Here is a 23,095-nt window from a genome sequence, read left to right as displayed (position 1 = left end):
CTCAGTCCTCACCCAGCAGCTTGCCGTCCGAGGTCTCGAACTGCTTCTTGAAGGTGTCGACGGCCTCGGAGATCGCCTCGATGGTCTCGTCGGGCATCTTGGCACCCTCGCGGATGGCGGTCAGGAGCTCCTTCTTCTCCCGGCGCATCCAGTCCAGCAGCTCCCGCTCGAAGCGGCGGATGTCCGCGACCGGTACGTCATCCAGCTTGCCGTTGGTGCCGGACCAGATGGAGACGACCTGCTCCTCGACCGGGTACGGCTCGTACTGGCCCTGCTTGAGCAGCTCGACCATGCGCTTGCCCCGCTCCAGCTGCGCCTTGGAGGCCGCGTCCAGGTCGGAACCGAAGGCGGCGAACGCCTCCAGCTCGCGGTACTGGGCCAGGTCCACACGCAGACGGCCGGAGACCTGGCGCATCGCCTTGTGCTGCGCGGAGCCGCCGACACGGGAGACGGAGATACCGACGTTGACCGCCGGACGCTGGCCCGCGTTGAACAGGTCCGACTCCAGGAAGCACTGGCCGTCGGTGATGGAGATGACGTTGGTCGGAATGAACGCCGACACGTCGTTGGCCTTGGTCTCGACGATCGGCAGGCCGGTCATCGAGCCCGCGCCCATGTCGTCCGACAGCTTCGCGCAGCGCTCCAGCAGGCGGGAGTGCAGGTAGAAGACGTCACCCGGGTAGGCCTCGCGGCCCGGCGGGCGGCGCAGCAGCAGGGAGACGGCACGGTAGGCGTCGGCCTGCTTGGACAGGTCGTCGAAGATGATCAGGACGTGCTTGCCCTGGTACATCCAGTGCTGGCCGATGGCCGAGCCGGTGTACGGGGCCAGGTACTTGAAGCCGGCCGGGTCGGACGCCGGGGCGGCGACGATCGTCGTGTACTCCAGGGCACCCGACTCCTCCAGCGCGCCGCGCACGGAGGCGATGGTGGAGCCCTTCTGGCCGATGGCGACGTAGATGCAGCGGACCTGCTTGCTCGGGTCGCCGGAGCGCCAGTTGTCGCGCTGGTTGATGATCGTGTCGACGGCCAGGGCGGTCTTTCCGGTCTGGCGGTCGCCGATGATCAGCTGACGCTGACCGCGGCCGATCGGGGTCATGGAGTCGACGGCCTTGAGGCCGGTCTGCATCGGCTCGTGCACCGACTTGCGCTGCATGACCGTGGGGGCCTGCAGTTCAAGGGCGCGGCGGCTGTCGGTCTCGATCTCGCCGAGGCCGTCGATCGGGTTGCCCAGCGGGTCGATGACACGGCCGAGGTAGCCCTCGCCGACGGGCACGGACAGCACCTCGCCGGTACGGCGGACGCTCTGCCCCTCCTCGATGCCGCTGAACTCACCGAGGATGACGGCGCCGATCTCCCGCTCCTCCAGGTTGAGGGCGAGACCGAGCGTGCCGTCCTCGAACTTCAGCAGCTCGTTCGCCATGGCCGAGGGCAGCCCCTCGACCTTCGCGATGCCGTCGCCGGCCTCGCTGACCGTACCGACCTCCTCGCGCGAGGCCGCGTCCGGCTTGTACGACTGGACGAAAGTCTCCAGCGCGTCCCGGATCTCCTCCGGCCGGATCGTGAGCTCCGCCATCTGGGTTCCCTGCTCTCCTTGTTGGGCCCGAAGTTTCCTGCGGGGCCGGGGGCTTTCCCCCGCCCGCTACGGCCCAACCAGGGCCGCTTCAGTGCTGTGTCGTCCGTTCGCTCCGCCGCGCCAGCGGCTGATGTCACTGGCGCCCGCTCCCAGGTTCCGCGGGGGAGACCCCGGTCACCTGCTCGCGCGCGTCGCTCACGAACTAGGTTGGTGGCTGGTCACCCGGCCAACCGCCGCGTCGCCTCTTCGAGGCGGCCGGCGACCGTGCCGTCGATGACCTCGTCGCCGACCCGCACGCTGATCCCGCCGAGGACCTCGGGGTCCACGTCCAGGTTCAGGTGCACTGGGCGGCCGTACAGCTTGGCCAGCGCCGCACCGAGGCGCTGCTTCTGCCGGTCGGACAGTGGAATCGCCGAAGTGACCACCGCGACCACCCGGCCACGGCGAGCCGCGGCCAGCTTGGAGAGGGCATCGAGCCCCGCTTCCAGGCTACGGCCCCGCGGAAGTGTCACAAGACGCGTGACGAGCCGGACCGAGACGGGGTGCGCCCTGCCGCTCAGCAGCGTGCGGACCAGCTCGGCCTTGGCGGGGCCGCCGGCCCTGCTGTCGGTGAGCGCGGCGCGCAGGTCGGGGGCGGAGGCGACGATCCGCGCGGTGCGGAACAGCTCGTCCTCCACGTCGTCCAGCGCTCCGGAGCGCTCCGCGCCGATGATCTCGGCGAGGGACGCCAGCTCCTCCACGGCGTCGACCAGGTCACGCGAGGCAGACCAGCGGGACCTGACCATGCCGGAGACGAGATCCAGCGTCTCGCCGCCGACCTGCCCGGCCAGCAGCCGCTGCACCAGGTCCGCCTTGGCGTCGCCGGGCTGTGCCGGGTCGGTGAGGATCCGGCGCAGCGACACCTCACGGTCGAGCAGCGCCGTGACGGCGGCCAACTCCTCGGCAAGCCTTTCGACGTCGACGGAGGTGTTGTCCGTCAGCGCCTCCAGGCGCTCGCGGGCCGCGGCGTTCGACTGACGCGTGGTGTTGCTCACGTGGCGGCGCCCTGTGTCTCGTCGGCCTTGGCCTCGAGGTCGTCCAGGAAGCGGTCGATGACCCGGCTCTGGCGTGCGGCGTCCTCGAGGGACTCGCCGACGACGCGGCCGGCCAGGTCGGTGGCGATACGGCCGACTTCCTGACGGAGCGTGACGGTCACCTGCCGGCGGTCCGCCTCGATCTGGGCGTGTCCGGCGGCGATGATGGCATCGCGCTGACGCTGGCCCTCCTCGCGCATCTCCGCGATGATCACCGCACCCTGCTCGCGGGCCTGCTCGGTGATCCGGGCGGCCTCGTGGCGCGCCTCGGCGAGCTGGGCCTTGTACTCCTCAAGCGTCCGGGTGGCTTCGGCTTGAGCCTTCTCCGCCCGCTCCAGGCCACCCTCGATCGCGTCGCGCCGCTCTTCCAGGGTCTTCTGGATGTTGGGCAGCAGCTTCTTGCCGAGGACGCCGAAGACGATGAAGAAGCAGAGCAGGCCGACGACCAGTTCCGTGGTGTCGGGGACGAGCGGATTCTGCGCTGTCTCCGATGCCAGGAAGGTCAACATGTCTGAACCTTTCGTCGAGTGTGGCTAGGGATCGCCCGATTTACTTGAAGATGAACGGGACGACCAGGCCCAGAAGGGCGAGCACCTCGCAGAGCGCGAAGCCGAGGAACATGTTGGTCCGGATGATCGGCATGGCCTCGGGCTGGCGCGCCATGGCCTCGATCGAGTGACCGAAGACCAGACCGATACCGACACCGGGGCCGATGGCGGCGAGACCGTAGGCGACGGCGCCCAGGTTGCCGGTGAGGGTGCCGGTGCTGGCTGCGAGGTTAACGAGGTCGGCAGACATTTCCCTGTCTTCCTTGTGTGATGCGGTCCGCTGGGGGGCTTCCCAGCGGAAGTCTGATGGTGGTGCGGAGTGGGTCAGTGACCCTCTTCGAGGGCTCCGCTGATGTAGATCGAGGCGAGCAGCGTGAAGATGTACGCCTGAAGGAACTGGATCAGCACCTCGAAGGCGGTCATGCCGGCTGCCAGGACGAAGGAACCGCCTGCGATGGCAGCCATGATCGAGGGAGTCAGCAGGTACCAGGCCGCGACGCTGAACATCACGATCAGCATGTGGCCGGCGAACATGTTCGCCCACAGTCGCACCGCGAGGGTGAACGGCCGGGTGATCACGTTCTGGATGAACTCCAGGAGCACGATCAGCGGTGTGATGGGCTTGGGCAGGCCCTCGAGCCACACCAGGTTCTTGACGCCGCCCTTGAAGCCGTGGGTCTTGAACGTCAGGAACATGTACGTGATCCACACCAGCAGGGCGAGGGCCACCGGGAACGCGAACCGCGAGGTCGCCGGGAACTGCGCCAGCGGGATGATGGACATGATGTTCATGATCCACACGAAGAAGAAGATCGACGTGAGGAAGGGGACGTACTTGTCGCCCTTCTTGCCGATCACTTCGCGGGCGATGCTGCGCGCGATGAAGTTGTAGCCGATCTCACCGACCAGCTGGAGCTTTCCGGGGACCAGCTTGGGCTTGGCGAACGCGGCCCAGAAGAAACCGACCACGAGCAGCATGCAGATGACGGCGAGCAGCATCGGCTTGGTGAAGTCGATGCCGCCGATGGAGAAGATCGGCTTGAAGTCGAACGAGTTGAGGCCCGGCGCGGGGAAGCCACAGTGCGCGTTGATGTGGCATCCGCTCTCAGCGAGCAGCGTGTGGGCACTCACCCGTGACTCCTTCGTCGTGACGCATAAGTAACTGAAACCCTGTGTGTCAGCGCGGCTGGTGAGGCCGCTGGTCGGCACAGCAGACGTGACGTGGCAGTGCCACCGGTGTCCGCTGGGAGCCTGCATCGAAGACCGGGTACCCGTGATCCGCGCCGCTGGCGCGGCCAAGTATCCGAGTACACCGCAGGCCGAGGGGGCAGCGCCCTTCTCCGACGAGAGGGGCCCCCACGGCTGGATGCGATTCCGGACGATAGCAGACCGGATTCACAGCCCTTTACCCACCCCTTACGTCCCATCGGACGACCTCGTCGTGACCGGGTGGGAATGCATTCGGGTGTCCTTGCCGCTCCTCTTGTCGCCCTTGTCGCCCTTGTCGCCCTTGTCGTCCTTGGCGTCCTTGACGTCCTTGTCGCCTTGGGCGTCCTTGTCGCCCTTGGCGCCTTGGGCGTCCTTGTCGCTTTTGGCGCCTTGGGCGTCCTTAGCAGGCACGGACGGCTCGGGGTCGACGTAGAGCATCCTGCCCGCAAGGCTGAGACGCACCTGGCCGCCGATCCACGCCAGCGCGGTGACCAGCAGCGTGAGGGCGAACGCCTTGCCGTTGAACAGGGTGGTCCCGCTGAACACGATGATGAAGACGCCCATGAGCAGGATCTGCACGGCGTAGACCAGCATCCCCGCCATCATCGCCACCTGCGGCCGGTCCTGGGTCAGGCGCATCAGCGCCGCGAAGCCGAGCCCGAAGAAGAAGGCGACGACAGCCACCCCCACCAGGGCACCGATCAGGCCCTTTTCGCCGGCGATGACGGCGCTGACCACCGTGGCAATGATTCCCACTGGGGCGGCGACAATCGCGGCGCCCCGGAGGATCCGGGCGTCGTTGGACTGCATGGGGGCAGCTCCGGCGGGGGTCGGGGGCTGGGGTACTACCGAGCGTACAGGCGGACAGGAAGGTGAGCCTCCGGCCTCAGGACCCCGCTCATTTGGGACCTTCGACACTCGTCCGCGCTTTCGTGAACGGTATCACAAAGTATTTGATGCGGTCTTTACCTATTTCATGTGCTCGTTGTCACACTGACGGGCGAAACTGCCGCCCGCCGGACTGACGGAGGGTTATACGCCTGGTATGCGGTGAAACGTCGGATGTTGAGTACGGGGCCTACCGCGCGCTCGGTACCCGGCGCCGCTCCGGGAGACGCGAGCGGTCGCCGATGGCGGTCGCACCGTTGAGGCCGTGGGCGACGGGGGCCGGGGCCTCTGCCTCCACGGGCTCGGCGACCTGCTCCGCCGCTGCCGCCGCCGTCGTTCGCCGGCTGCGCCGGTACCGGGGCGGTACGAAGGCCTCCGCCCAGCGCGGCGTGTGCGGCTGGAAGCGCGGCAGCAGCAGGACGACGAGCCCGATCGCGCTCAGGCCGACGACGGTGAGGACGATCCACATGCTGGACGAGCGCGCCGAGAAGCCCACCGTGCCGAAGGCGATCACCGCCGACCAGAAGTACATGATCAGTACAGCGCGGCTGTGCGAGTGCCCGATCTCCAGCAGCCGATGGTGGAGGTGCCCGCGGTCGGCGGCGAAGGGGGACTGGCCGTTCCACGTCCTGCGGACGATCGCCAGGATCAGGTCCGCGGCGGGAATCGCGATCAGGGTGAGCGGCAGCAGCAGCGGCATGTAGACAGGCACCATCTCGTGCACGGTGTCGCGCAGCGACCCGGTCGTGTTGGTGATCACGTCCGGGTCCACCTGCCCGGTGACCGAGATCGCGGAGGCCGCCATCACCAGGCCGAGCAGCAGCGCGCCCGAGTCACCCATGAAGATCCGCGCCGGGTGGAGGTTGTGCGGCAGGAAGCCGACGCACATGCCGATCAGGATCGCGCTGAAGAGCGTCGCGGGAGCGGCCTGCTCCACCCCGTATCCGAACCAGAGCCGGTAGGCGTACATGAAGAACGCGATCCCGGCGATGCACACCATGCCGGCCGCGAGGCCGTCGAGCCCGTCGACGAAGTTGACCGCGTTGACGGTGATCACCACCAGGGCCACCGTCAGCAGTGTCCCCTGCATCGGGCTGAGCGAGATGGTGCCGAAGCCCGGCACCGGCAGCCACAGGATGGTGAGCCCCTGCATCACCATCACGCCCGCGGCGATCATCTGCCCGCCGAGCTTGATGAGTGCGTCGACCCCCCACTTGTCGTCGAGCACACCGAGCAGCCAGATCAGGCCCGCGCCGGAGAGCAGCGCCCGGGGTTCGTTGGTCTGGGTGAAGACGTCCCGCAGGCTGGTCAGCTGCGAGGCCACCAGAAGCCCGGCGCACAGGCCGCCGAACATCGCGATGCCGCCGAGCCGTGGGGTCGGCTCGCGGTGCACGTCGCGTGCGCGGATCTCGGGCATCGCGCCGGCGGCAATGGCGAACTTCCGCACCGGGCCAGTCAGCAGGTACGTGACGGCCGCTGCGACGCAGAGTGTCAGAAGGTATTCGCGCACAGCGTCACACCTTATTCGCCTCCGGGCAGGAACAACGAACAATAGTGAGGACACACAGGAACGCGCGGCGGTTGCAGCGATCGTTCGTCGTGGGATGCATCACCGTCGATAGGGCAGGAACGCGGCGACGAGCTCGGCCACTCGCGCGGCCGTCCCGGGCTCCTCCCGCAGCGCACTCCCGATCACCTTGGCGATCTGCGCCATCTCGGGCTCCTGCATCCCCTGCGAGGTGACCGCGGCCGTCCCGAGCCGTATCCCCGAGCAGCCGTCGGCGGGCACCGGATCGCCCGGCATCGCGCACTTGTCGAGGACGATACGGGCGGCGGCGCAGCGTCCGCGCGCCCGCAGGCCGTCCACCCCGAGCGGGGTGGTGGCCGCGGTGATCAGGTGGGTGTCCGTGCCGCCGGTCTGCAGCTCCATGCCCTCGGCGATCAGCCCTTCGGCGAGAGCGTGGGCGTTGGCGGTGACCTGATGGGCGTAGGCCCGGTAGGCCGGGGTCGCCGCCTCGCCGAGCGCCACGGCCGTGGCGGCGATGGTGTGCATCTGCGGGCCGCCCTGGGTGAAGGGGAAGACGGCGCGGTCGATGCGCCGGGCGAGCTCCGAGCCGCACAGGATGAGGCCCCCGCGCGGGCCGCGCAGCAGCTTGTGCGTGGTCGCGCAGACCACGTCGGCGTACGGCACGGGGCTGGGGGCCGCTCCCCCGGCGACGAGACCGAGGGTGTGGGCGGCGTCGACGATCAGATACGCATCGACCTCGTCGGCGATCTCCCGGAAGGCGGCGTAGTCGATGTGCCGGGGGTAGGAGATCGCCCCGGCCATGATCGCCTTGGGGCGGCGTGCATGGGCCAGGTCACGCACCTGGTCGTAGTCGATCAGGCCGCTGACCGGATCGACGCCGTAGCCGGCGAAGTCGAACCAGCGGCCGGAGAAGTTGGCGGCCGAACCGTGGGTGAGATGGCCGCCGTCCGGCAGTCTCATCGCCAGCACGGTGTCCCCCGGGACGAGCAGGGCGGCGTACGCGGCGAACACGGCGAGCGAACCGGAGTACGGCTGCACGTTGGCGTGCTCGCAGCCGAAGAGCGCGCAGGCCCGCTCGACGGCCATCCGCTCGGCGAGGTCGACGAGTTCGCAGCCGCCGTGGTGGCGGTGGCCCGGATATCCCTCGGCGTACTTGTTGGCCAGCGGGGAGCCGAGGGCGGCGAGCACGGCGGGCGAGGTGACGTTCTCGGCCGCGATGAGCTGCAGCTGGGTGGCCTGGCGGTCGCACTCGGCGAGCAGTACGCCCGCGAGCTCGGGGTCCTGGCGGCGCAGCGCGGAGAAGTCCGCGGCCCAGGGCGCGGCGGGCGCTTCGGTGGACGATGAGGAGGCCGCTTCAGGGGTGGTTCCGGCAACCGTCATGGGACCCGCTCCCGGCGTGAATGGGGACCTGCCCTCCACTGTAGGCGCGCTACCGGATCGCTGCGCTCCGGTTGCGTCCCCGTTGCTCCGACGGTGTCTGAGCGGCTTCGCCGAAGTCCGGCAGAGAACAGCGCGGGTCGTGGTCGGCTGGTCGCGCAGTTCCCGCGTCCCTTCGGGGCGCCCCCACGCACTCGACTGCGCGCTAAGCGCTTAGCGCTGCCGCGCCGGGACTCCGGTGAGCGCCGTGACGACGGGGTCGACCGCGGTGTGGATCTCCTCACCGATGTGGCGGAAGACCGTCACGGGTGCCCCGTACGGGTCCGAGACCTCGTCCGCCTCGGCGCTCGGCGCCTGGAGCCAGCCGCGCAGCGCCGCGGCCGCGCGGACCAGCGCGCGGGCGCGTTCGATCACCCCGCCGTCGGGCAGCGTCGCGGTGTCTATCGCCCGCACCAGACGGGTGAACTCCTTGAGCGTGAAGGTGCGCAGCCCCGCCGCATGGCCCATCGAGATCACCTGGGCGCGGTGGTCACGCGTGGCGGTCAGCACGAGATCGGCCTCGATGACGTGTTCGTCGAGCAGCTCACGGCCGCGGAACCCCTCGGGGTCCGCGCCGTACTCCGAGAGCACCGTGGCCGCGTGCGCCTCCATCGGTGCGTCGACGTGGCCCCAGGTGCCGGCGGAGTGGACGGCAACCTGGGAGGCGCCCTCACCGAGCCGCCGCTCGAGTTCGAGGCGGGTGAGGCGCTCGGCGATGGGGGAACGGCATACGCTGCCGGTGCACACGTACAGCACGCGGAAACGATCCGCCTCGGGGACGCGCCCCCCTGCCCGTATGCCTCGGCTGTCCCCCTGGCGCAGCCCGGCCATCAATGGGATTCCTCCAGGTCGGGTACGACCTCCCGGAGCTGTTCCGCACTGACCGCGCCGGCCCGCAGCAGCACCGGCACCTTGCCGGTCACGTCGACGATCGACGACGGCACGCTGTCGGGCGTCCGGCCGCCGTCCAGGTAGACCGACACGGCGTCGCCGAGCATGCCCTGCGCCGCGTCGCAGTCCTGCGGCGCCGGATGGCCGGTGAGGTTGGCGCTGGAGACCGCCATCGGGCCGGTCTCGGTGAGCAGTTCGATGGCGACCGGGTGCAGCGGCATGCGCACCGCGACCGTACCGCGGGTGTCGCCGAGATCCCACTGCAGCGAGGGCTGGTGGCGGGCGACGAGGGTCAACGCGCCCGGCCAGAAGGCGTCGACGAGCTCCCAGGCGAGTTCGGAGAAGTCGGTGACGAGGCCATGCAAGGTGTTGGGCGAGCCGACCAGCACCGGCGAGGGCATGTTGCGGCCGCGCCCCTTCGCCTCCAACAGGTCGCCCACGGCCTCGGAGTTGAAGGCATCGGCACCGATGCCGTAGACGGTGTCGGTCGGCAGCACCACAAGCTCGCCGCGGCGCACGGCCGATGCGGCCTCGCGCAGCCCGGCAGCGCGGTCGGACGCGTCGGAGCAGTCGTAACGCCGTGCCATGTAACCAACCTCCGGTTGTGGTGCGTTCGCTTGGACTGCCGCCCCTCGGGCGGAATCGTACGTACCGTTCACGGCCTCGCCTTGCGGGCGGACGTGAAGCGCGGGCGGTTGTTGAGGTCGCGGTGGTCGGCCGCGTCGACCCACCCCGTCTCCTCGTTGAAGATCCACGGCACCTGGCCGCCCTGGGTGTCGGCGTGTTCGACAACGACGACGCCTCCGGGCCGCAGCAGTCGGTGTGCGGTGCGTTCGATGGCGCGAATGGTGTCCAGTCCGTCCTCGCCGGAGAACAGCGCCAGCTCGGGGTCATGGTCGCGGGCCTCGGGTGCAACGTACTCCCACTCGGTCAGCGGAATGTACGGCGGGTTGCTGACCACAAGGTCCACCTGGCCGTTCAGCTCGGGCAGCGCGGTCAGCGCATCGCCCTGATGGAGAACGACCCGGGATCCCTCGACGTTCTTCCGCGTCCAGTAAAGAGCGCCCTCGTCGAGCTCCACGGCGTGCACGCGCGAGCGCGGGACCTCCTGGGCGAGGGCGAGGGCGATCGCACCCGAGCCGGTGCACAGGTCGACGATGAGCGGTTCGGCGACGTCCATGGCGCGCACGGCGTCTATCGCCCAGCCGACGACCGACTCGGTCTCGGGTCGGGGCACGAAGACCCCGGGGCCCACCTGCAGCTCCAGATAGCGGAAGAAGGCACGGCCGGTGATGTGCTGCAGCGGCTCGCGGTTCTCCCGGCGGGCCACCGCCTCCCAGTAGCGCGCGTCGAAGTCGGCATCGGGCACGTTGTGCAGCTCTCCGCGCTTGACGCCGTGCACGTACGCGGCCAGCTCCTCGGCGTCGAAACGCGGGGAGGGCACGCCCGCATCGGCCAGCCGCTGCGTGGCCTGGGCCACCTCGGCGAGCAGAAGGGATCGCTGGGGCCGGCCCCCGTTCTGCGACTGCACTCCTGGCCTCCCGCTGTCTTACTGGGCCGCGGCCAGCTTGGCCGCGGAGTCGGCGTCGACGCACGCCTGGATGACGGCGTCGAGATCGCCGTCGAGCACCTGGTCCAAGTTGTACGCCTTGAAGCCCACGCGGTGGTCCGAGATGCGGTTTTCGGGGAAGTTGTACGTCCGGACGCGCTCTGAGCGGTCCACGGTACGCACCTGGCTGCGGCGGGCGTCGGACGCCTCGCGCTCGGCCTCCTCCTGCGCGGCGGCAAGCAGCCGGGAGCGCAGGATGCGCATCGCCGACTCCTTGTTCTGCAGCTGGCTCTTCTCGTTCTGGCAGGAGACGACGAGGCCCGTCGGCAGGTGGGTGATGCGCACCGCGGAGTCGGTGGTGTTGACGGACTGGCCGCCGGGCCCGGAGGAGCGGTAGACGTCGATCCGCAGGTCGTTGGGGTTGACCTCGACCTCGACCTCCTCCGCCTCCGGGGTGACGAGCACGCCGGCGGCGGACGTGTGGATGCGCCCCTGGGACTCGGTGGCGGGCACGCGCTGCACGCGGTGCACGCCGCCCTCGTACTTCAGCCGCGCCCAGACGCCCTGGCCGGGCTCTGCGTTGCCGCGGGCCTTGATCGCGACCTGGACGTCCTTGTAGCCGCCGAGGTCGGAGGGGTTGGCGTCGAGGATCTCGGTCTTCCAGCCGATGCGCTCGGCGTAGCGCAGGTACATCCGCAGCAGATCGCCCGCGAACAGCGCGGACTCCTCGCCGCCCTCGCCTGCCTTGACTTCGAGGATGACGTCCTTGTCGTCGCTGGGGTCGCGCGGGACGAGCAGCAGCCGCAGCTTGTCGGTGAGCTCCTCCCGGTGGCGTTCGAGCTGCTTGACCTCGACGGCGAAGTCGGGGTCGTCCTGGCCGAGTTCGCGTGCCGTCTCCAGGTCGTCGCCCGTCTGCTTCCAGGCCCGGTAGGTGCCGACGATGGGCGTCAGCTCCGCGTAGCGCTTGTTGAGCCTGCGCGCCTCGGCCTGGTCGGCGTGGACCGCCGGGTCGGCAAGTCGCTTCTCGAGGTCGGCGTGTTCGCCGATCAGTTCCTCGACCGCCTCGAACATTGTCGGTTCCCTTGTATGAGCTGTGTGAGCGGGCCTGCAGGACACAGACCCTTGGTTCGCTTCTCCGCCCGCTCACAAGCTTCGCGGACGGCCTGTCGTGCCGGAGGCACGCCCCTCGATCGGGGTCTCGGCCAGCCACTACGCCTGCTCGCGTGCGTCGCTCACGACAAAGCGCCGGTCCGGCCGCCCTTGGTCGAGGGCGGCCGACGACCGGCGCCTGCGGCTCGCTACTTCTTGGCGGAGCCGGCGTTCTTGCCGAAGCGGGCCTCGAAGCGGGCCACGCGGCCGCCGGTGTCAAGGATCTTCTGCTTGCCGGTGTAGAAGGGGTGGCAAGCGGAGCAGATGTCGGCTCGGATCGAGCCGTCGGTCTTGGTGCTGCGGGTGGTGAACGAGTTGCCGCAGGTGCAGGTGACCTGCGTCTCGACGTACTCCGGGTGGATGTCGCGCTTCAAGGGTTCTCCTAGGTTCGGGAGGGCGCCGGGTCGTGCCGCGGGATTGCGTCACGTGAACCGGGGCCGACGGACCAGTTTGCCAGGACCGGGCCGTACTCCCAAAACCGGGGGCGCACCCGAAGTATTCCGGCGGTGGTTCGGGGGCGCACCCGGGCCGTGGTCACGGCCGGGTCAGGGCCGTACGACGCCCCTTGGCCTCGGTGCTGTCACCCGCCGAACCCTGTGTGGCGCGGAGGCCGGCACCGGCGCGCCGGCCTTGAGGGCGTCCCAGACCTGCTGGGCCCGGCCGGTGAGCGGTACGACGCGGTTCGGGTCGGTGGTGTCGTAGGTGACCGGCATGGTGCTCATGGTGAGATCGCCTGCCTTGATCGCCTTTAGGCTCTCTGTCCTGTACTGGGGACGTTGGGCCATCCGGACCAGTTCCGGTTTGGGCGGAATGTGACGCGGCGGACACGACGAAGCCCCCGGCGTGTGCACGCCGGGGGCTTTGTTCGTGTCCGTCGTACCGGATCAGTCGCCGTTGCCGTTGCCGGGCGTGGTCTTGGCGATCTGCATCAGGAACTCGGCGTTGGACTTGGTCTGCTTCATCTTGTCCAGCAGCAGCTCGATGGCCTGCTGCGAGTCGAGCGCGTGCAGCACCCGGCGCAGCTTCCACACGATCGCCAGCTCGTCGTTGGCGAGCAGGATCTCCTCCTTGCGGGTGCCGGACGGGTCGACGTCCACCGCGGGGAAGATCCGCTTGTCGGCCAGCTTCCGGTCGAGCTTGAGCTCCATGTTGCCGGTGCCCTTGAACTCCTCGAAGATCACCTCGTCCATCCGCGAGCCTGTCTCGACCAGTGCGGTGGCCAGGATGGTCAGCGAGCCGCCGTCCTCGATGTTCCGCGCGGCGCCGAAGAACTTCTTCGGCGGGTAGAGCGCGGTCGAGTCGACACCACCGGACAGGATGCGTCCGGAGGCGGGAGCCGCGAGGTTGTACGCGCGGCCCAGACGGGTGATGGAGTCCAGCAGCACGACCACGTCGTGACCCAGCTCGACCAGGCGCTTGGCCCGCTCGATGGCCAGCTCGGCGACGGTGGTGTGGTCCTCGGCCGGGCGGTCGAAGGTCGAGGAGATGACCTCGCCCTTCACCGACCGCTGCATGTCGGTGACCTCTTCGGGACGCTCGTCGACGAGGACGACCATCAGGTGGCACTCGGGGTTGTTGCGGGTGATCGCGTTGGCGATCGACTGCATGATCATCGTCTTGCCCGCCTTCGGCGGCGAGACGATCAGGCCGCGCTGGCCCTTGCCGATGGGCGCGACCAGGTCGATGATCCGCGGCGTCAGGTTGTTCGGCTCGCTCTCCAGGCGCAGCCGCTCCTGCGGATACAGCGGGGTGAGCTTGCCGAACTCCGGTCGGGCGCGGCCGGTCTCTGGCGACATGCCGTTGACCGAGTCCAGGCGCACCAGCGCGTTGAACTTCTCGCGGCGCTCGCCGTCCTTGGGCTGGCGCACGGCGCCGGTGACGTGGTCGCCCTTGCGCAGGCCGTTCTTGCGGACCTGGGCGAGCGAGACGTACACGTCGTTCGGGCCCGGCAGGTAGCCGGAGGTGCGAATGAACGCGTAGTTGTCGAGGATGTCGAGGATGCCGGCGACCGGGATCAGCACGTCGTCCTCGGCCACCTGCGGCTCGCCGTACTCGTCACGGCCACGACGGCCACGACGGTCACGGTAACGGCCGCGCCGGCCACGGCGGCCGGCCGCGAACTCGTCGTCGCCGCCGTCCTGCTGGCGCTGCTGGCGGCCGCCCTGGTCCTGCCCGGCGCCGCCCTGGCCGCCCTGGCCGCCCTGGTTCTGGTCGCCACCGTCCTGGCGGTCACGGCGGTCGCGCTGACGATCGCGGCGGTCGTTCTTCTGGCCCCGCTCCCCGCGGTCGCGACGCCCGTCGCGGTCGCCCTGCTGCTCGCCACTGTCGGCCTTGCCCGCGGCCTGCCCGCCCTCCTGGCCGTCCTTGGTCTGGACGGCGGTGGCGGTGGCGGTGGCCGTGCCGGCCTGCGCGGATCCGGCGGACGCCGCCGCGGGCACGCTCGCGGCGGCCTGCTGCGCGACCTTCTCGGCGGCCTGCGGCTCATCGGCGGCGGCGCGGCGCGTACGGCGCTCACCCGCCTTGTCTCCGGCCGGCTGGCCGGGGATGTCGATCTGCTGCTGGCCCTCGGACTGCGGCGCGGACTTCTCGGCAGCAGCGCCGCTCTGGCTCTCGCCGGTGCGGGCCCGGGAGGTGGTCCGGCGCTTGGGCCGCTCGGCCGCACCGGTGTCGACGACGACGCCGCCGCCCGCCTGCCTCTCCTTGATGACCTCGATCAGCTGGCCCTTGCGCATACGCGCAGTGCCCCTGATCCCGAGTGCGGACGCAACCTGCTGGAGCTCGGCCAGCACCATGCCCTCGAGGCCGGTGCCCGACCGGCGGCGCCGCGTGGCGGTACCGGCGGCAGCGGCAGGCGCGGCAGAGGCGTCCGAAGCGGGCGCGGTGTCGTTGGCAGCGCCCATCAGATCGGTGGTGTCGCTCACGAAGGGTCCTTCCCTGGAGCGGGCGTCGGCCTGATCGGCTCGGCGACCGGTTGTGCTGTCCGGATTCGGGCTTTCGTTGCGCTGCCCGGATCCGGGGCGGTGGTCCGCCTGACGGCGGCAGAATTCATGCGTGGTTCCGGCGCGAAGAGGTCACACGGAGGTGGCGTATCGCTCGCACCGACTCCGGAGCGGGCTCGGCACTGCAAAGGCAGGCTGCTCAGGCAGTGTGGGAGGCTCCCGGAAGAATGACGGTCCCGAGACGGGACGCTCAACAGCGTGCCCTTGGGGCATCGTCTGCAGCATTGAGGTTAACACTACCGGATCCAACAAACATTCCCCCTCTCCGCGCCCGGCAATCGTGCATCGGGTTCGAGCCGGACCCGCCGCATGGGCCTGTCCTGCCGGTACGGGGCGCGGTTCCGCCGCGCGCAGTTCTTCCCTTGTCGTACACCGGCTCAAACCCCCAGATCATCGCAGGCCGGCTCCCGGCCCCGTTCCCTGCCCGGCGGCCGGGGCGCCGCCCGGGTCCGCGGGGCCCTTGCCCGTCAGCGGCAGGACGGCCGCTCCGTTCGCGTCGAGCGCGAGCCGCGCGGCGGCCCAGCCCTCCCCCGCCACCTGGGCGACCTTCTCCGCCTGCGCCTCCTCGGTGAGCGCAAGCACCGTCGGGCCCGCGCCGGAGATAACCGCCGGTACTCCGTCCGAGCGGAGGCGGTGCATCAGGGCGAGGCTCTCCTCCATCGCGGGTGCGCGGTACTCCTGATGGATGCGGTCCTCGGTGGCGGTGAGCAACAGCTCGGGGCGGCGGGTGAGCGCCTCGACGAGCAGTGCGGCGCGCCCGGCGTTGGTGGCAGCGTCCACGTGCGGCACGCTGCGCGGCAGCAGCCCGCGCGCGGTCTCGGTGAGCAGCGGCTGTCCGGGGACGAAGACCACCGGTACGACGGACGCGGCCGGGTCCATACGGACCGCGCGAGCCGCTCCGGCCTCCGTCCAGGCGAGGGTGAAGCCGCCCATCAGGCACGCGGCCACGTTGTCCGGGTGGCCTTCGATCTCGGTGGCGAGTTCGAGGAGCGCGGCGTCGTCGAGCTTGTCGGGGCCGCCTATCGTCACCGCGCGCGCCGCCGTGATGCCGGCGCAGATGGCGGCGGAGGAGGAGCCGAGGCCGCGCCCGTGCGGGATGCGGTTGGCGCAGACGATCTCCAGGCCGCGCGGCTGGCCTCCGAGCAGGTCGAAGGCGGTGCGCAGGGACCGTACGATCAGGTGCTTCTCGTCACGGGGCAGGGTGTCTGCGCCTTCCCCGGCGATGTCGACGTGGAGGCCGGAGTCGGCGACCCGGACCACGACGTCGTCGTACAGCCCGAGGGCCAGGCCGAAGGCGTCGAAGCCGGGTCCGAGGTTGGCGCTGGTCGCGGGGACGCGCACTCGGACGGCGGCGGCGCGGAAGGCGGGACCGGCCATCGGTGGATGACTCTCCTTGTGTGGGGCAAGTGCGGTACTGCCTCGGGGCCTTGGGCCTGGGTGGCCTGATGGGCGGCGCGAGGGCTTGTCCGTCACGTTCGACCGTCGCCCAGGGGCAGCGACGGCGGTGACTGGGGGCCAATGCCGGTGGCTGAAGCCGGTGGCATGAACCGGGACGGTACTCGGCGGTGCCGAGCCGATGAGTGCAGCCTATCGAAGGAAGGTTCTGCTGCGACATAGGGCGCATGGAGAGCGCGCGTTGCGTGTCGCACGCCGGAGCGTGCGCCCCATGTCGCATATGGGGACGTACGGGATGTGCGGGGCGCAGGGCCGATGGGCCAGGTGGTGGGGCTCAGGCGAGGCCGAGGCGCTCGGCGGCTGCGTCCGCGTCCACCGGGACGGTGATCGGCTGGGGGGCGCCGGCGACGGCCCAGTCGGGGTCCTTGAGCCCGTTGCCGGTGACGGTGCACACGATCCGCTGGCCGGGGTCGACCTTCCCCTCCTCGGCGGCCTTGAGCAGGCCGGCCACCGATGCGGCGGAGGCGGGCTCCACGAAGACGCCCTCGCGAGAAGCCAACAGCCGGTAGGCGGAGAGGATCTGACGGTCAGTCACCGCTTCGATGAGGCCGCCCGACTCGTCCCGCGCCGCCTCGGCGAAGGACCAGGAGGCCGGGTTGCCGATGCGGATCGCGGTGGCGATCGTCTGCGGGTTGCGCACCGGCTCGCCGCGGACGATCGGCGCCGCGCCCGAGGCCTGGAAGCCCCACATCCGCGGCCGGTGCGTCGAGATGGCCGGAAGGATGTGGCTCGAAGCGCCTCCGTTGAGGGTGGCGGCGGGCGACGGGCGCGCGTATTCGCAGTAGCCCTTCCAGTAGGCGGTGATGTTGCCCGCGTTGCCCACCGGGAGGATGTGGATGTCGGGCGCGTCGCCGAGCGCGTCGACGATCTCGAACGCGGCCGTCTTCTGACCCTCAATACGCGCCGGATTGACTGAATTGACCAGAGCGACCGGGTACTTCTCGGACAATCCACGGGCGAGATCAAGACAATCGTCGAAGTTCCCGTCCACCTGCAGGATGCGCGAGCCGTGCACCAGCGCCTGGCCCATCTTGCCGAGCGCGATCTTGCCCTGCGGCACCAGCACGGCACAGACCATCCCGGCGCGCACCGCGTAAGCGGCCGCCGACGCCGAGGTGTTGCCGGTGGAAGCGCAGATCACCGCCTGCGCGCCCTCTTCCTTGGCCTTGGAGATGGCCATGGTCATGCCGCGGTCCTTGAACGAGCCCGTGGGGTTGGCGCCTTCGACCTTCAGGTAGACGTCGCAGCCGGTGCGCTCGGAGAGCAGCTGCGCGGGAACGAGCGGGGTGCCACCCTCCAGCAGCGTGACCACGGGGGTCGCGGCGGTCACCGGGAGCCGGTCTCGGTACTCCTCGATGAGGCCTCGCCACTGGTGGGTGCCGGACATTCGGGGCACCGGGGGTTGCTCGACGGGTGCATTCATCTGGGTTACTCCCCTTCCACACGCATGATGCTCGCGACGCCGCGTACGGTGTCGAGTTTCCGCAGGGCCTCGACGGTTGCCGACAAAGCGGCGTCGGGCGCGCGGTGGGTGACGACGACGAGGATGGCGTCGCCGCCCGCCCGTCGCCCGCCCCTGGCCTTCGGCATGGGGGACCCCGCACCCTCAACGGAGGCGTCTACGGCGCCGCTGTAGTGGTCCTTGCCCTGCTGGCGGACGGTGTCGATGGAGACACCGTGCTCGGCGAAGACGGTGGCGACCTGGGCGAGAACACCAGGTTTATCCGCTACATCCAGATTGATGTGGTAGCGGGTGACCACCTCGCCCATCGGGCTGACCGGCAGCTGCGTATACGCGGATTCACCCACGCCGGTGGTGTTGGCCAGCTTGTTGCGGCACGCGGCGACCAGGTCCCCCAGCACCGCCGAGGCGGTGGGCGCGCCGCCCGCCCCCGGCCCGTAGAACATCAGCTGTCCCGCAGCGTCCGCCTCTACGAACACCGCGTTGTACGCCTCACGGACGGAGGCGAGCGGATGGGTGAGCGGGATCATCGCCGGGTGGACGCGAGCGGTCACCGACTGCCCGTTGGCGCTGCGCTCGCAGATCGCCAGCAGCTTGACCGTGCACCCCATCTGCTGGGCGGAGGCGATGTCGGCGGCCGTGACCTCGGTGAGGCCCTCGCGGTGGACGTCGCCGATGGTCACCCGGGTGTGGAAGGCGATCCCGGCGAGGATCGCGGCCTTCGCCGCGGCGTCGAACCCCTCGACGTCGGCCGTCGGGTCCGCCTCCGCATACCCCAGTGCCGTGGCCTCGTCCAGCGCCTCCGAATACCCGGCCCCCGTGGAGTCCATGCGGTCCAGGATGAAGTTCGTCGTCCCGTTGACGATGCCGAGCACCCGGTTGACCTTGTCGCCGGCCAGGGACTCGCGCAACGGCCTGATCAGCGGGATCGCGCCCGCCACCGCCGCCTCGTAGTAGAGGTCGACGCCGTGCTCCGCCGCCGCCGCGTGCAGGGTCGCGCCGTCGGCGGCGAGCAGCGCCTTGTTGGCGGAGACCACGCTCGCGCCGTGCTCGAACGCGGTGGTGATCAGGGTGCGCACCGGCTCGATACCGCCGATCACCTCGACCACGACGTCGATGTCCCCACGCTTGACCAGCGCCGTCGCGTCCGTGGTGATCAGCTCCGCCGGCACCCCGCGGCGCACCCGGTCCGGGCGCCGCACCGCGATCCCGGCCAGCTCCACCGGGGCACCGATGCGCGCGGCGAGGTCGTCCGCGTGCGTCGTCATGATGCGCGCGACCTCGGAGCCGACAACCCCGCAGCCCAGCAGCGCCACCTTCAGCGGACGCGTACGCATCATCCGACCTCGCTTCTCAACGGCTCAACAGCTCCGACAGCACGTGATGTGGGATCCAGTCTCACCCACCGGACGGGAAATTCCGTCCCGCGTCCAATATCCGAGACCAAGATCTTGCTAGCCGACATCGAGACGCAGGAGATCCTCCTCCGTCTCGCGCCGGACGATCAGGCGCGCCTGCCCGTCCTTGACCGCGACCACCGGCGGACGCAGCGCGTGGTTGTAGTTGCTCGCCATGGAGCGGCAGTACGCCCCTGTCGCCGGCACCGCGAGCAGGTCGCCCGGCGCCAGGTCAGCGGGGAGGAAGGCATCCCGCACGACGATGTCACCGGATTCGCAGTGCTTGCCGACGACACGGGAGAGCATCGGCTCGGCATCCGAGGTGCGGGAGACGAGCGCGACGCTGTACTCCGCGTCGTAGAGCGCGGTACGGATGTTGTCCGACATTCCGCCGTCCACGCTCACATACGTACGCAACGTCTCCAGCGGCTTGGTCGTGCCGACCTCGTACAGGGTGAAGGTCGTCGGCCCGACGATCGCCCGGCCCGGCTCGACCGAGAGCCGCGGCACCGCGAGCCCGGCGGCCGCGCACTCGCGGGTGACGATCTCGGTGAGCGACTTGGCGATCTCGTGCGGCTCGCACGGGTCGTCGTCCGGGGTGTACGCGATGCCGAGGCCGCCGCCGAGGTCGATCTCCGGCAGCTCCACGCCGTGCTCGTCACGGATCTGGGCGAGGAGGGCGACGACGCGGTGCGCGGCCACCTCGAACCCGGACATGTCGAAGATCTGCGAGCCGATGTGGGAGTGGATGCCGACCAGTTCGAGCGAGCCGTGCCCGAGGACGCGGCGCACCGCCTCCGCGGCATGCCCGCCCGGCAGCGCGATGCCGAACTTCTGGTCCTCGTGAGCGGTCGCGATGAACTCGTGCGTGTGCGCCTCGACACCCACGGTGACGCGGATCTGCACGCGCTGGCGCCTGCCGAGCCGCTCGGCGATGCCGGCGACGCGCGCGGTCTCCTGGAACGAGTCGAGGACGATCCGGCCGACACCGGCCTCGACCGCCCGCTCGATCTCGGCCACCGACTTGTTGTTGCCGTGCAGCGCGATGCGCTCCGCAGGCATCCCTGCGGACAGGGCGGTGGCCAGCTCGCCGCCCGAGCAGACGTCGAGATTCAGCCCTTCTTCGTAGAGCCAGCGCACGACGGCCCGGGAGAGGAAGGCCTTGCCCGCGTAGAAGACGTCGGCCTGCCCGCCGAACGCCTCGTGCCAGGCACGGCAGCGGGCGCGGAAGTCGTCCTCGTCGAGGATGTAGGCGGGGGTGCCGAACTCCTCGGCGAGGCGCACGACGTCGATGCCCCCGACCGTGACGACGCCGTCGGTGTTGCGGGTGACGGTGCGGGACCAGACGCGCGGGTCGAGCGCGTTGAGGTCGGCGGGCGGCGCTGCGCTCGTCATGGAGCGCCCTTCGGGCAGTACGTCGGCGTGGCGGGGACCGGCGGGGTGTGCGGAACGGGACATGGTGCTCTGAAGCTCCTCAGAGATGTACGGGGGCGCTGATGCCGAGCAGGGTCAGGCCGCCTGCGAGCACCGCGCCGGCTGCTTGGGCGAGGGACAGCCGGGCACGGTGGGCGGCCGAGGGTTTCTCGTCGCCGCGCGGCAGCACCGGACACAGGTCGTGCATCTGCCAGAACGCATCCGCCGTCCGTTCGAGATGACGGGCGACGCGGTCGGGGCCGCGGTGCCGGGCGGCCGTCTCGACGATGCGCGGGAAGTCGGCGACGGCGCCGATGAGCTCCGTCTCGGCCGGGTGGTGGTAACCGCCGTCGGGAGCCGGATCGATGCCCAGGTCATGGGCGTTGCGCAGCAGGGCGCGGGTGCGGGAGTGCGCGTACCGGACGCGGAAGAGCGGGTTCGACTCACGCTGGGCGAGCAGCTCGGACCGCGCCTGCGGGCCGAGCCGGGGTTCGTCCTCGGGCGCCGGGCGCAGGAGTGCCCACCGTGCGGCGTCGCGGCCGAGGTGCGGCAGGGGGTCCTCCGCTACAGGGACGGGGCGCACGCGGACGGGCTCTCCGTGCGGGCCCGTGTCGGCCCGGCCCGTGTCGGCCCCGCACGCCCGCAACAGCGCTCCGACGGCCTCGGCGACGACGGCGGCGCGGGGCTCGCCGTCATGGGCGAGGGCGACGCGGGTGCCGGCGAGCGAGGCGTTGCGGCCGTATCCCGGCCCCTGCGCGACGACGTCCCGCACCAGCCGGGCGTGGGCGGCGGCCCGCAGCGTGATGTTGAGGAACCCGGGGCCCTCGACGTCCACCTGGGCGATCCCGGGGCACGCGGCGAGGCGCCCGGCGAGCACCTCTGCGACCTGACGCGGGCGACACCCGGCGGGCCCGGCCAGCCGCAGCGCGACGTTGGTGGCGTAGTCCCCCCGTCTGTGCCCGGGCGGCCGCTCGACGACGACCCGCTCGGGAACATCCACCCGCAGCTCGTCCGCCTCGACGGCACGACGGACCGCGGACAGCACGGTCCGGGAGAGCTCGGCGGGGGTCACAGGGCAAGCGTAGGCGAGGTGGGGGGTGACTTAGCGAATGCGTTTCGCCGTACGGACGGTAGGGACGCAATCGGGGGCGCCGTGGCCGGATCGTCTCAGCACCGTGGCGTGGACGCTCGGGCATCCGCCGCGCGCGGCCCCCTCGCGGGCATCAGCCGCCGCACCAGCCGCACCAGCTCCGTCGGCTCGAACGGCTTCCCGAGGAATGCGTCCACCCCGATCCGCTCTCCCCCCTCGACATCGCACCGGCTGCACGCACTGACGATCGCGATCGGCAGATGCGCCGTCCGCGGGTCCGAGCGCAGCCGCGCCGCCGTCCGCAGGCCGTCGAGCCGCGGCATGACGACGTCGAGCGTCACGACATCCGGCCGCACCTGATGCACGACGTCCAGGCACTCCGCGCCATCGCCCGCGGTCACGACCTCGAAGCCCTCCAGCTCGAGATTGACCCTGATCAGCTGTCGGATGACCTTGTTGTCGTCCACGACGAGCACCCGACCGGACATCCCATGCACAGCTGAAGCCTAGGCGCGCCCCTCCGGTTGCGTCCGCGTTTTTCCCACTTCTTCCCCGTCCGAGGGAGCTTTCTGACCCCGCCGCATACCCCCGCGACAACCGGGGTACCACGCACCGCCCCCAGCCGCCCCACACACCGCAAAAACCCTGTACACGCGCACCCTCCGCAAGCTGGTAGGGTTCTACCCGTCGCCGCCACAGCGAATGACACGCCCCCGTAGCTCAGGGGATAGAGCAACGGCCTCCGGAGCCGTGTGCGCAGGTTCGAATCCTGCCGGGGGCACTTCGCACGAAGTGCCCAAAGACCCCGTGACCAGCGGAGACGCCAGGTCCGGGGTTTTCGCGTGTACGCAGCCGGATGCCGCCGTGAGCGGCCGTATGTCGGGCGCTGTGGACTATTTGTGGACGGGATCTTGGACCCGTCCACCCAGGTCAGCCCCAGAAATACCGAAACCCCGGACGGGCCGTCCGGGGTCCACTGTGTCTCGCGAGTGAGGGGCGAATAAGGCCGTCGGCTCATAGTCCGGGCTCACCCCCGTCATCTACGACCAGAACTCGTTCACCGCATCCAGGTCCTCGACGCACTCGTCCAGGTCGGTTGCCTTCTCGCCGACGATCCTGAACACGATGCCGCCCATTTGGTCCAGCTTCTTACCGCCTCGCTCGGCCGTGACGCGGTGGACGGCCATCACGTGTCCCCTGCCGTCCACCATCAGGTTGCGCAGCTCCACCCGGAGGGTGCCCCCGGTCTCCTCGGCGAGCCTCCCGAAGTGGGTGAGGACGGCGTCCAGCCCCTTGTGGTCACCCGAAAGAGGATGCGTGCCCGGGGAGTGATAGGTGGCGTCCTTGGCGATGATCTGTGACAGCGTGTCCGCGTCCGCCCGCGAGAAGGCTTCGTAGCCCCTGCGAACCAGTGTGGCGTTCGGGTGTTCAGCCATGACAAATCCGACCTTTCTG

22 protein-coding genes and 1 tRNA gene are annotated in these 23,095 nt (G+C 70.2%); 1 reads left to right on the top strand and 22 read right to left on the bottom strand.

From position 1 onward, the window contains the following. Position 1: 1 nt before the first annotated feature. The 21 genes from atpA to NGB36_RS07280 all read right to left on the bottom strand — a co-directional run bounded on the left by atpA (position 2) and on the right by NGB36_RS07280 (position 22,128). The gene (gene atpA / locus NGB36_RS07380) at positions 2-1,573 is read right to left on the bottom strand and encodes a F0F1 ATP synthase subunit alpha (protein WP_255919308.1); all 1,572 of its coding nucleotides are present in this window, start codon (positions 1,571-1,573) and stop codon (positions 2-4) included. A 218-nt stretch (positions 1,574-1,791) separates the two neighbouring features. Continuing rightward, the gene (locus NGB36_RS07375) at positions 1,792-2,607 is read right to left on the bottom strand and encodes a F0F1 ATP synthase subunit delta (protein ID WP_255919307.1); all 816 of its coding nucleotides are present in this window, start codon (positions 2,605-2,607) and stop codon (positions 1,792-1,794) included. Beyond that, positions 2,604-3,155, bottom strand: a complete 552-nt coding sequence (locus tag NGB36_RS07370; RefSeq protein WP_255919306.1) for a F0F1 ATP synthase subunit B — start codon at positions 3,153-3,155, stop codon at positions 2,604-2,606. Before NGB36_RS07370 ends, NGB36_RS07375 begins: the two co-directional genes overlap by 4 nt. A gap of 40 nt (positions 3,156-3,195) precedes the next feature. Next, positions 3,196-3,444 carry an ATP synthase F0 subunit C gene (gene atpE / locus NGB36_RS07365; protein WP_255919305.1) on the bottom strand — a complete coding sequence of 83 codons (249 nt, stop codon included), beginning with the start codon at positions 3,442-3,444 and terminating at the stop codon, positions 3,196-3,198. Positions 3,445-3,518: 74 nt separating this feature from the next. Then, positions 3,519-4,325, bottom strand: coding sequence for a F0F1 ATP synthase subunit A (gene atpB, locus NGB36_RS07360; protein ID WP_255919304.1), 807 nt, complete (start codon positions 4,323-4,325; stop codon positions 3,519-3,521). 285 nt (positions 4,326-4,610) lie between these two features. Beyond that, positions 4,611-5,213, bottom strand: coding sequence for a Cg1360 family ATP-synthase-associated protein (locus tag NGB36_RS07355; RefSeq protein WP_255919303.1), 603 nt, complete (start codon positions 5,211-5,213; stop codon positions 4,611-4,613). 268 nt (positions 5,214-5,481) lie between these two features. Further along, positions 5,482-6,801, bottom strand: coding sequence for an MraY family glycosyltransferase (locus tag NGB36_RS07350; RefSeq protein ID WP_255919302.1), 1,320 nt, complete (start codon positions 6,799-6,801; stop codon positions 5,482-5,484). A gap of 99 nt (positions 6,802-6,900) precedes the next feature. Continuing rightward, positions 6,901-8,199, bottom strand: coding sequence for a serine hydroxymethyltransferase (gene glyA / locus NGB36_RS07345; protein WP_255919301.1), 1,299 nt, complete (start codon positions 8,197-8,199; stop codon positions 6,901-6,903). A gap of 210 nt (positions 8,200-8,409) precedes the next feature. Further along, positions 8,410-9,066 (bottom strand): arsenate reductase/protein-tyrosine-phosphatase family protein, encoded by a 657-nt coding sequence (locus tag NGB36_RS07340; RefSeq protein ID WP_255919300.1) that lies wholly within the window; start codon positions 9,064-9,066, stop codon positions 8,410-8,412. Further along, entirely contained in the window at positions 9,066-9,713 is a 648-nt protein-coding gene (locus tag NGB36_RS07335; RefSeq protein ID WP_255919299.1) for an L-threonylcarbamoyladenylate synthase, read from the bottom strand. The genes NGB36_RS07340 and NGB36_RS07335 overlap by 1 nt, the downstream gene beginning before the upstream one ends. Before the next feature lie 68 nt (positions 9,714-9,781). Then, positions 9,782-10,657, bottom strand: a complete 876-nt coding sequence (gene prmC / locus NGB36_RS07330) for a peptide chain release factor N(5)-glutamine methyltransferase (protein ID WP_255919298.1) — start codon at positions 10,655-10,657, stop codon at positions 9,782-9,784. A gap of 18 nt (positions 10,658-10,675) precedes the next feature. After that, positions 10,676-11,746, bottom strand: coding sequence for a peptide chain release factor 1 (prfA, locus tag NGB36_RS07325; protein WP_255919297.1), 1,071 nt, complete (start codon positions 11,744-11,746; stop codon positions 10,676-10,678). 227 nt (positions 11,747-11,973) lie between these two features. Continuing rightward, a complete protein-coding gene (gene rpmE, locus NGB36_RS07320) occupies positions 11,974-12,198 on the bottom strand; it encodes a 50S ribosomal protein L31 (RefSeq protein ID WP_255919296.1) in 225 nt (74 codons plus the stop codon). A 171-nt stretch (positions 12,199-12,369) separates the two neighbouring features. After that, a complete protein-coding gene (locus tag NGB36_RS07315) occupies positions 12,370-12,546 on the bottom strand; it encodes a hypothetical protein (protein WP_255919295.1) in 177 nt (58 codons plus the stop codon). 162 nt (positions 12,547-12,708) lie between these two features. Next, positions 12,709-14,745 (bottom strand): transcription termination factor Rho, encoded by a 2,037-nt coding sequence (gene rho / locus NGB36_RS07310; protein WP_255919294.1) that lies wholly within the window; start codon positions 14,743-14,745, stop codon positions 12,709-12,711. Between the two features lie 468 nt (positions 14,746-15,213). Then, on the bottom strand, positions 15,214-16,200 hold the full coding sequence (gene thrB / locus NGB36_RS07305; protein WP_255919293.1) for a homoserine kinase: 987 nt from the start codon (positions 16,198-16,200) through the stop codon (positions 15,214-15,216). A gap of 352 nt (positions 16,201-16,552) precedes the next feature. Continuing rightward, positions 16,553-17,665 (bottom strand): threonine synthase, encoded by a 1,113-nt coding sequence (gene thrC, locus NGB36_RS07300; RefSeq protein WP_255919399.1) that lies wholly within the window; start codon positions 17,663-17,665, stop codon positions 16,553-16,555. 41 nt (positions 17,666-17,706) lie between these two features. Continuing rightward, entirely contained in the window at positions 17,707-19,077 is a 1,371-nt protein-coding gene (locus tag NGB36_RS07295; protein WP_255919398.1) for a homoserine dehydrogenase, read from the bottom strand. Positions 19,078-19,194: 117 nt separating this feature from the next. Next, complete coding sequence (lysA, locus tag NGB36_RS07290; RefSeq protein ID WP_255919292.1) at positions 19,195-20,595, bottom strand: diaminopimelate decarboxylase; 1,401 nt, start codon at positions 20,593-20,595, stop codon at positions 19,195-19,197. A gap of 16 nt (positions 20,596-20,611) precedes the next feature. Next, a complete protein-coding gene (gene nrtL / locus NGB36_RS07285; RefSeq protein ID WP_255919291.1) occupies positions 20,612-21,622 on the bottom strand; it encodes an ArgS-related anticodon-binding protein NrtL in 1,011 nt (336 codons plus the stop codon). Positions 21,623-21,717: 95 nt separating this feature from the next. Further along, positions 21,718-22,128: a response regulator gene (locus NGB36_RS07280; protein WP_255919397.1), complete on the bottom strand. Its 411-nt coding sequence runs from the start codon at positions 22,126-22,128 to the stop codon at positions 21,718-21,720. Between the two features lie 221 nt (positions 22,129-22,349). Here NGB36_RS07280 and NGB36_RS07275 point away from each other — a divergent pair. Further along, positions 22,350-22,421 (top strand) — tRNA-Arg (locus NGB36_RS07275). 259 nt (positions 22,422-22,680) lie between these two features. Here NGB36_RS07275 and NGB36_RS07270 read toward each other — a convergent pair. Next, on the bottom strand, positions 22,681-23,076 hold the full coding sequence (locus NGB36_RS07270) for a nuclear transport factor 2 family protein (RefSeq protein ID WP_255919290.1): 396 nt from the start codon (positions 23,074-23,076) through the stop codon (positions 22,681-22,683). Positions 23,077-23,095 lie beyond the last annotated feature (19 nt).

The organism is Streptomyces humicola (assembly GCF_024436035.1).
Lineage (GTDB): Bacteria > Actinomycetota > Actinomycetes > Streptomycetales > Streptomycetaceae > Streptantibioticus_B > Streptantibioticus_B humicola.
This window is presented reverse-complemented; position numbering and strand designations above follow the sequence as displayed.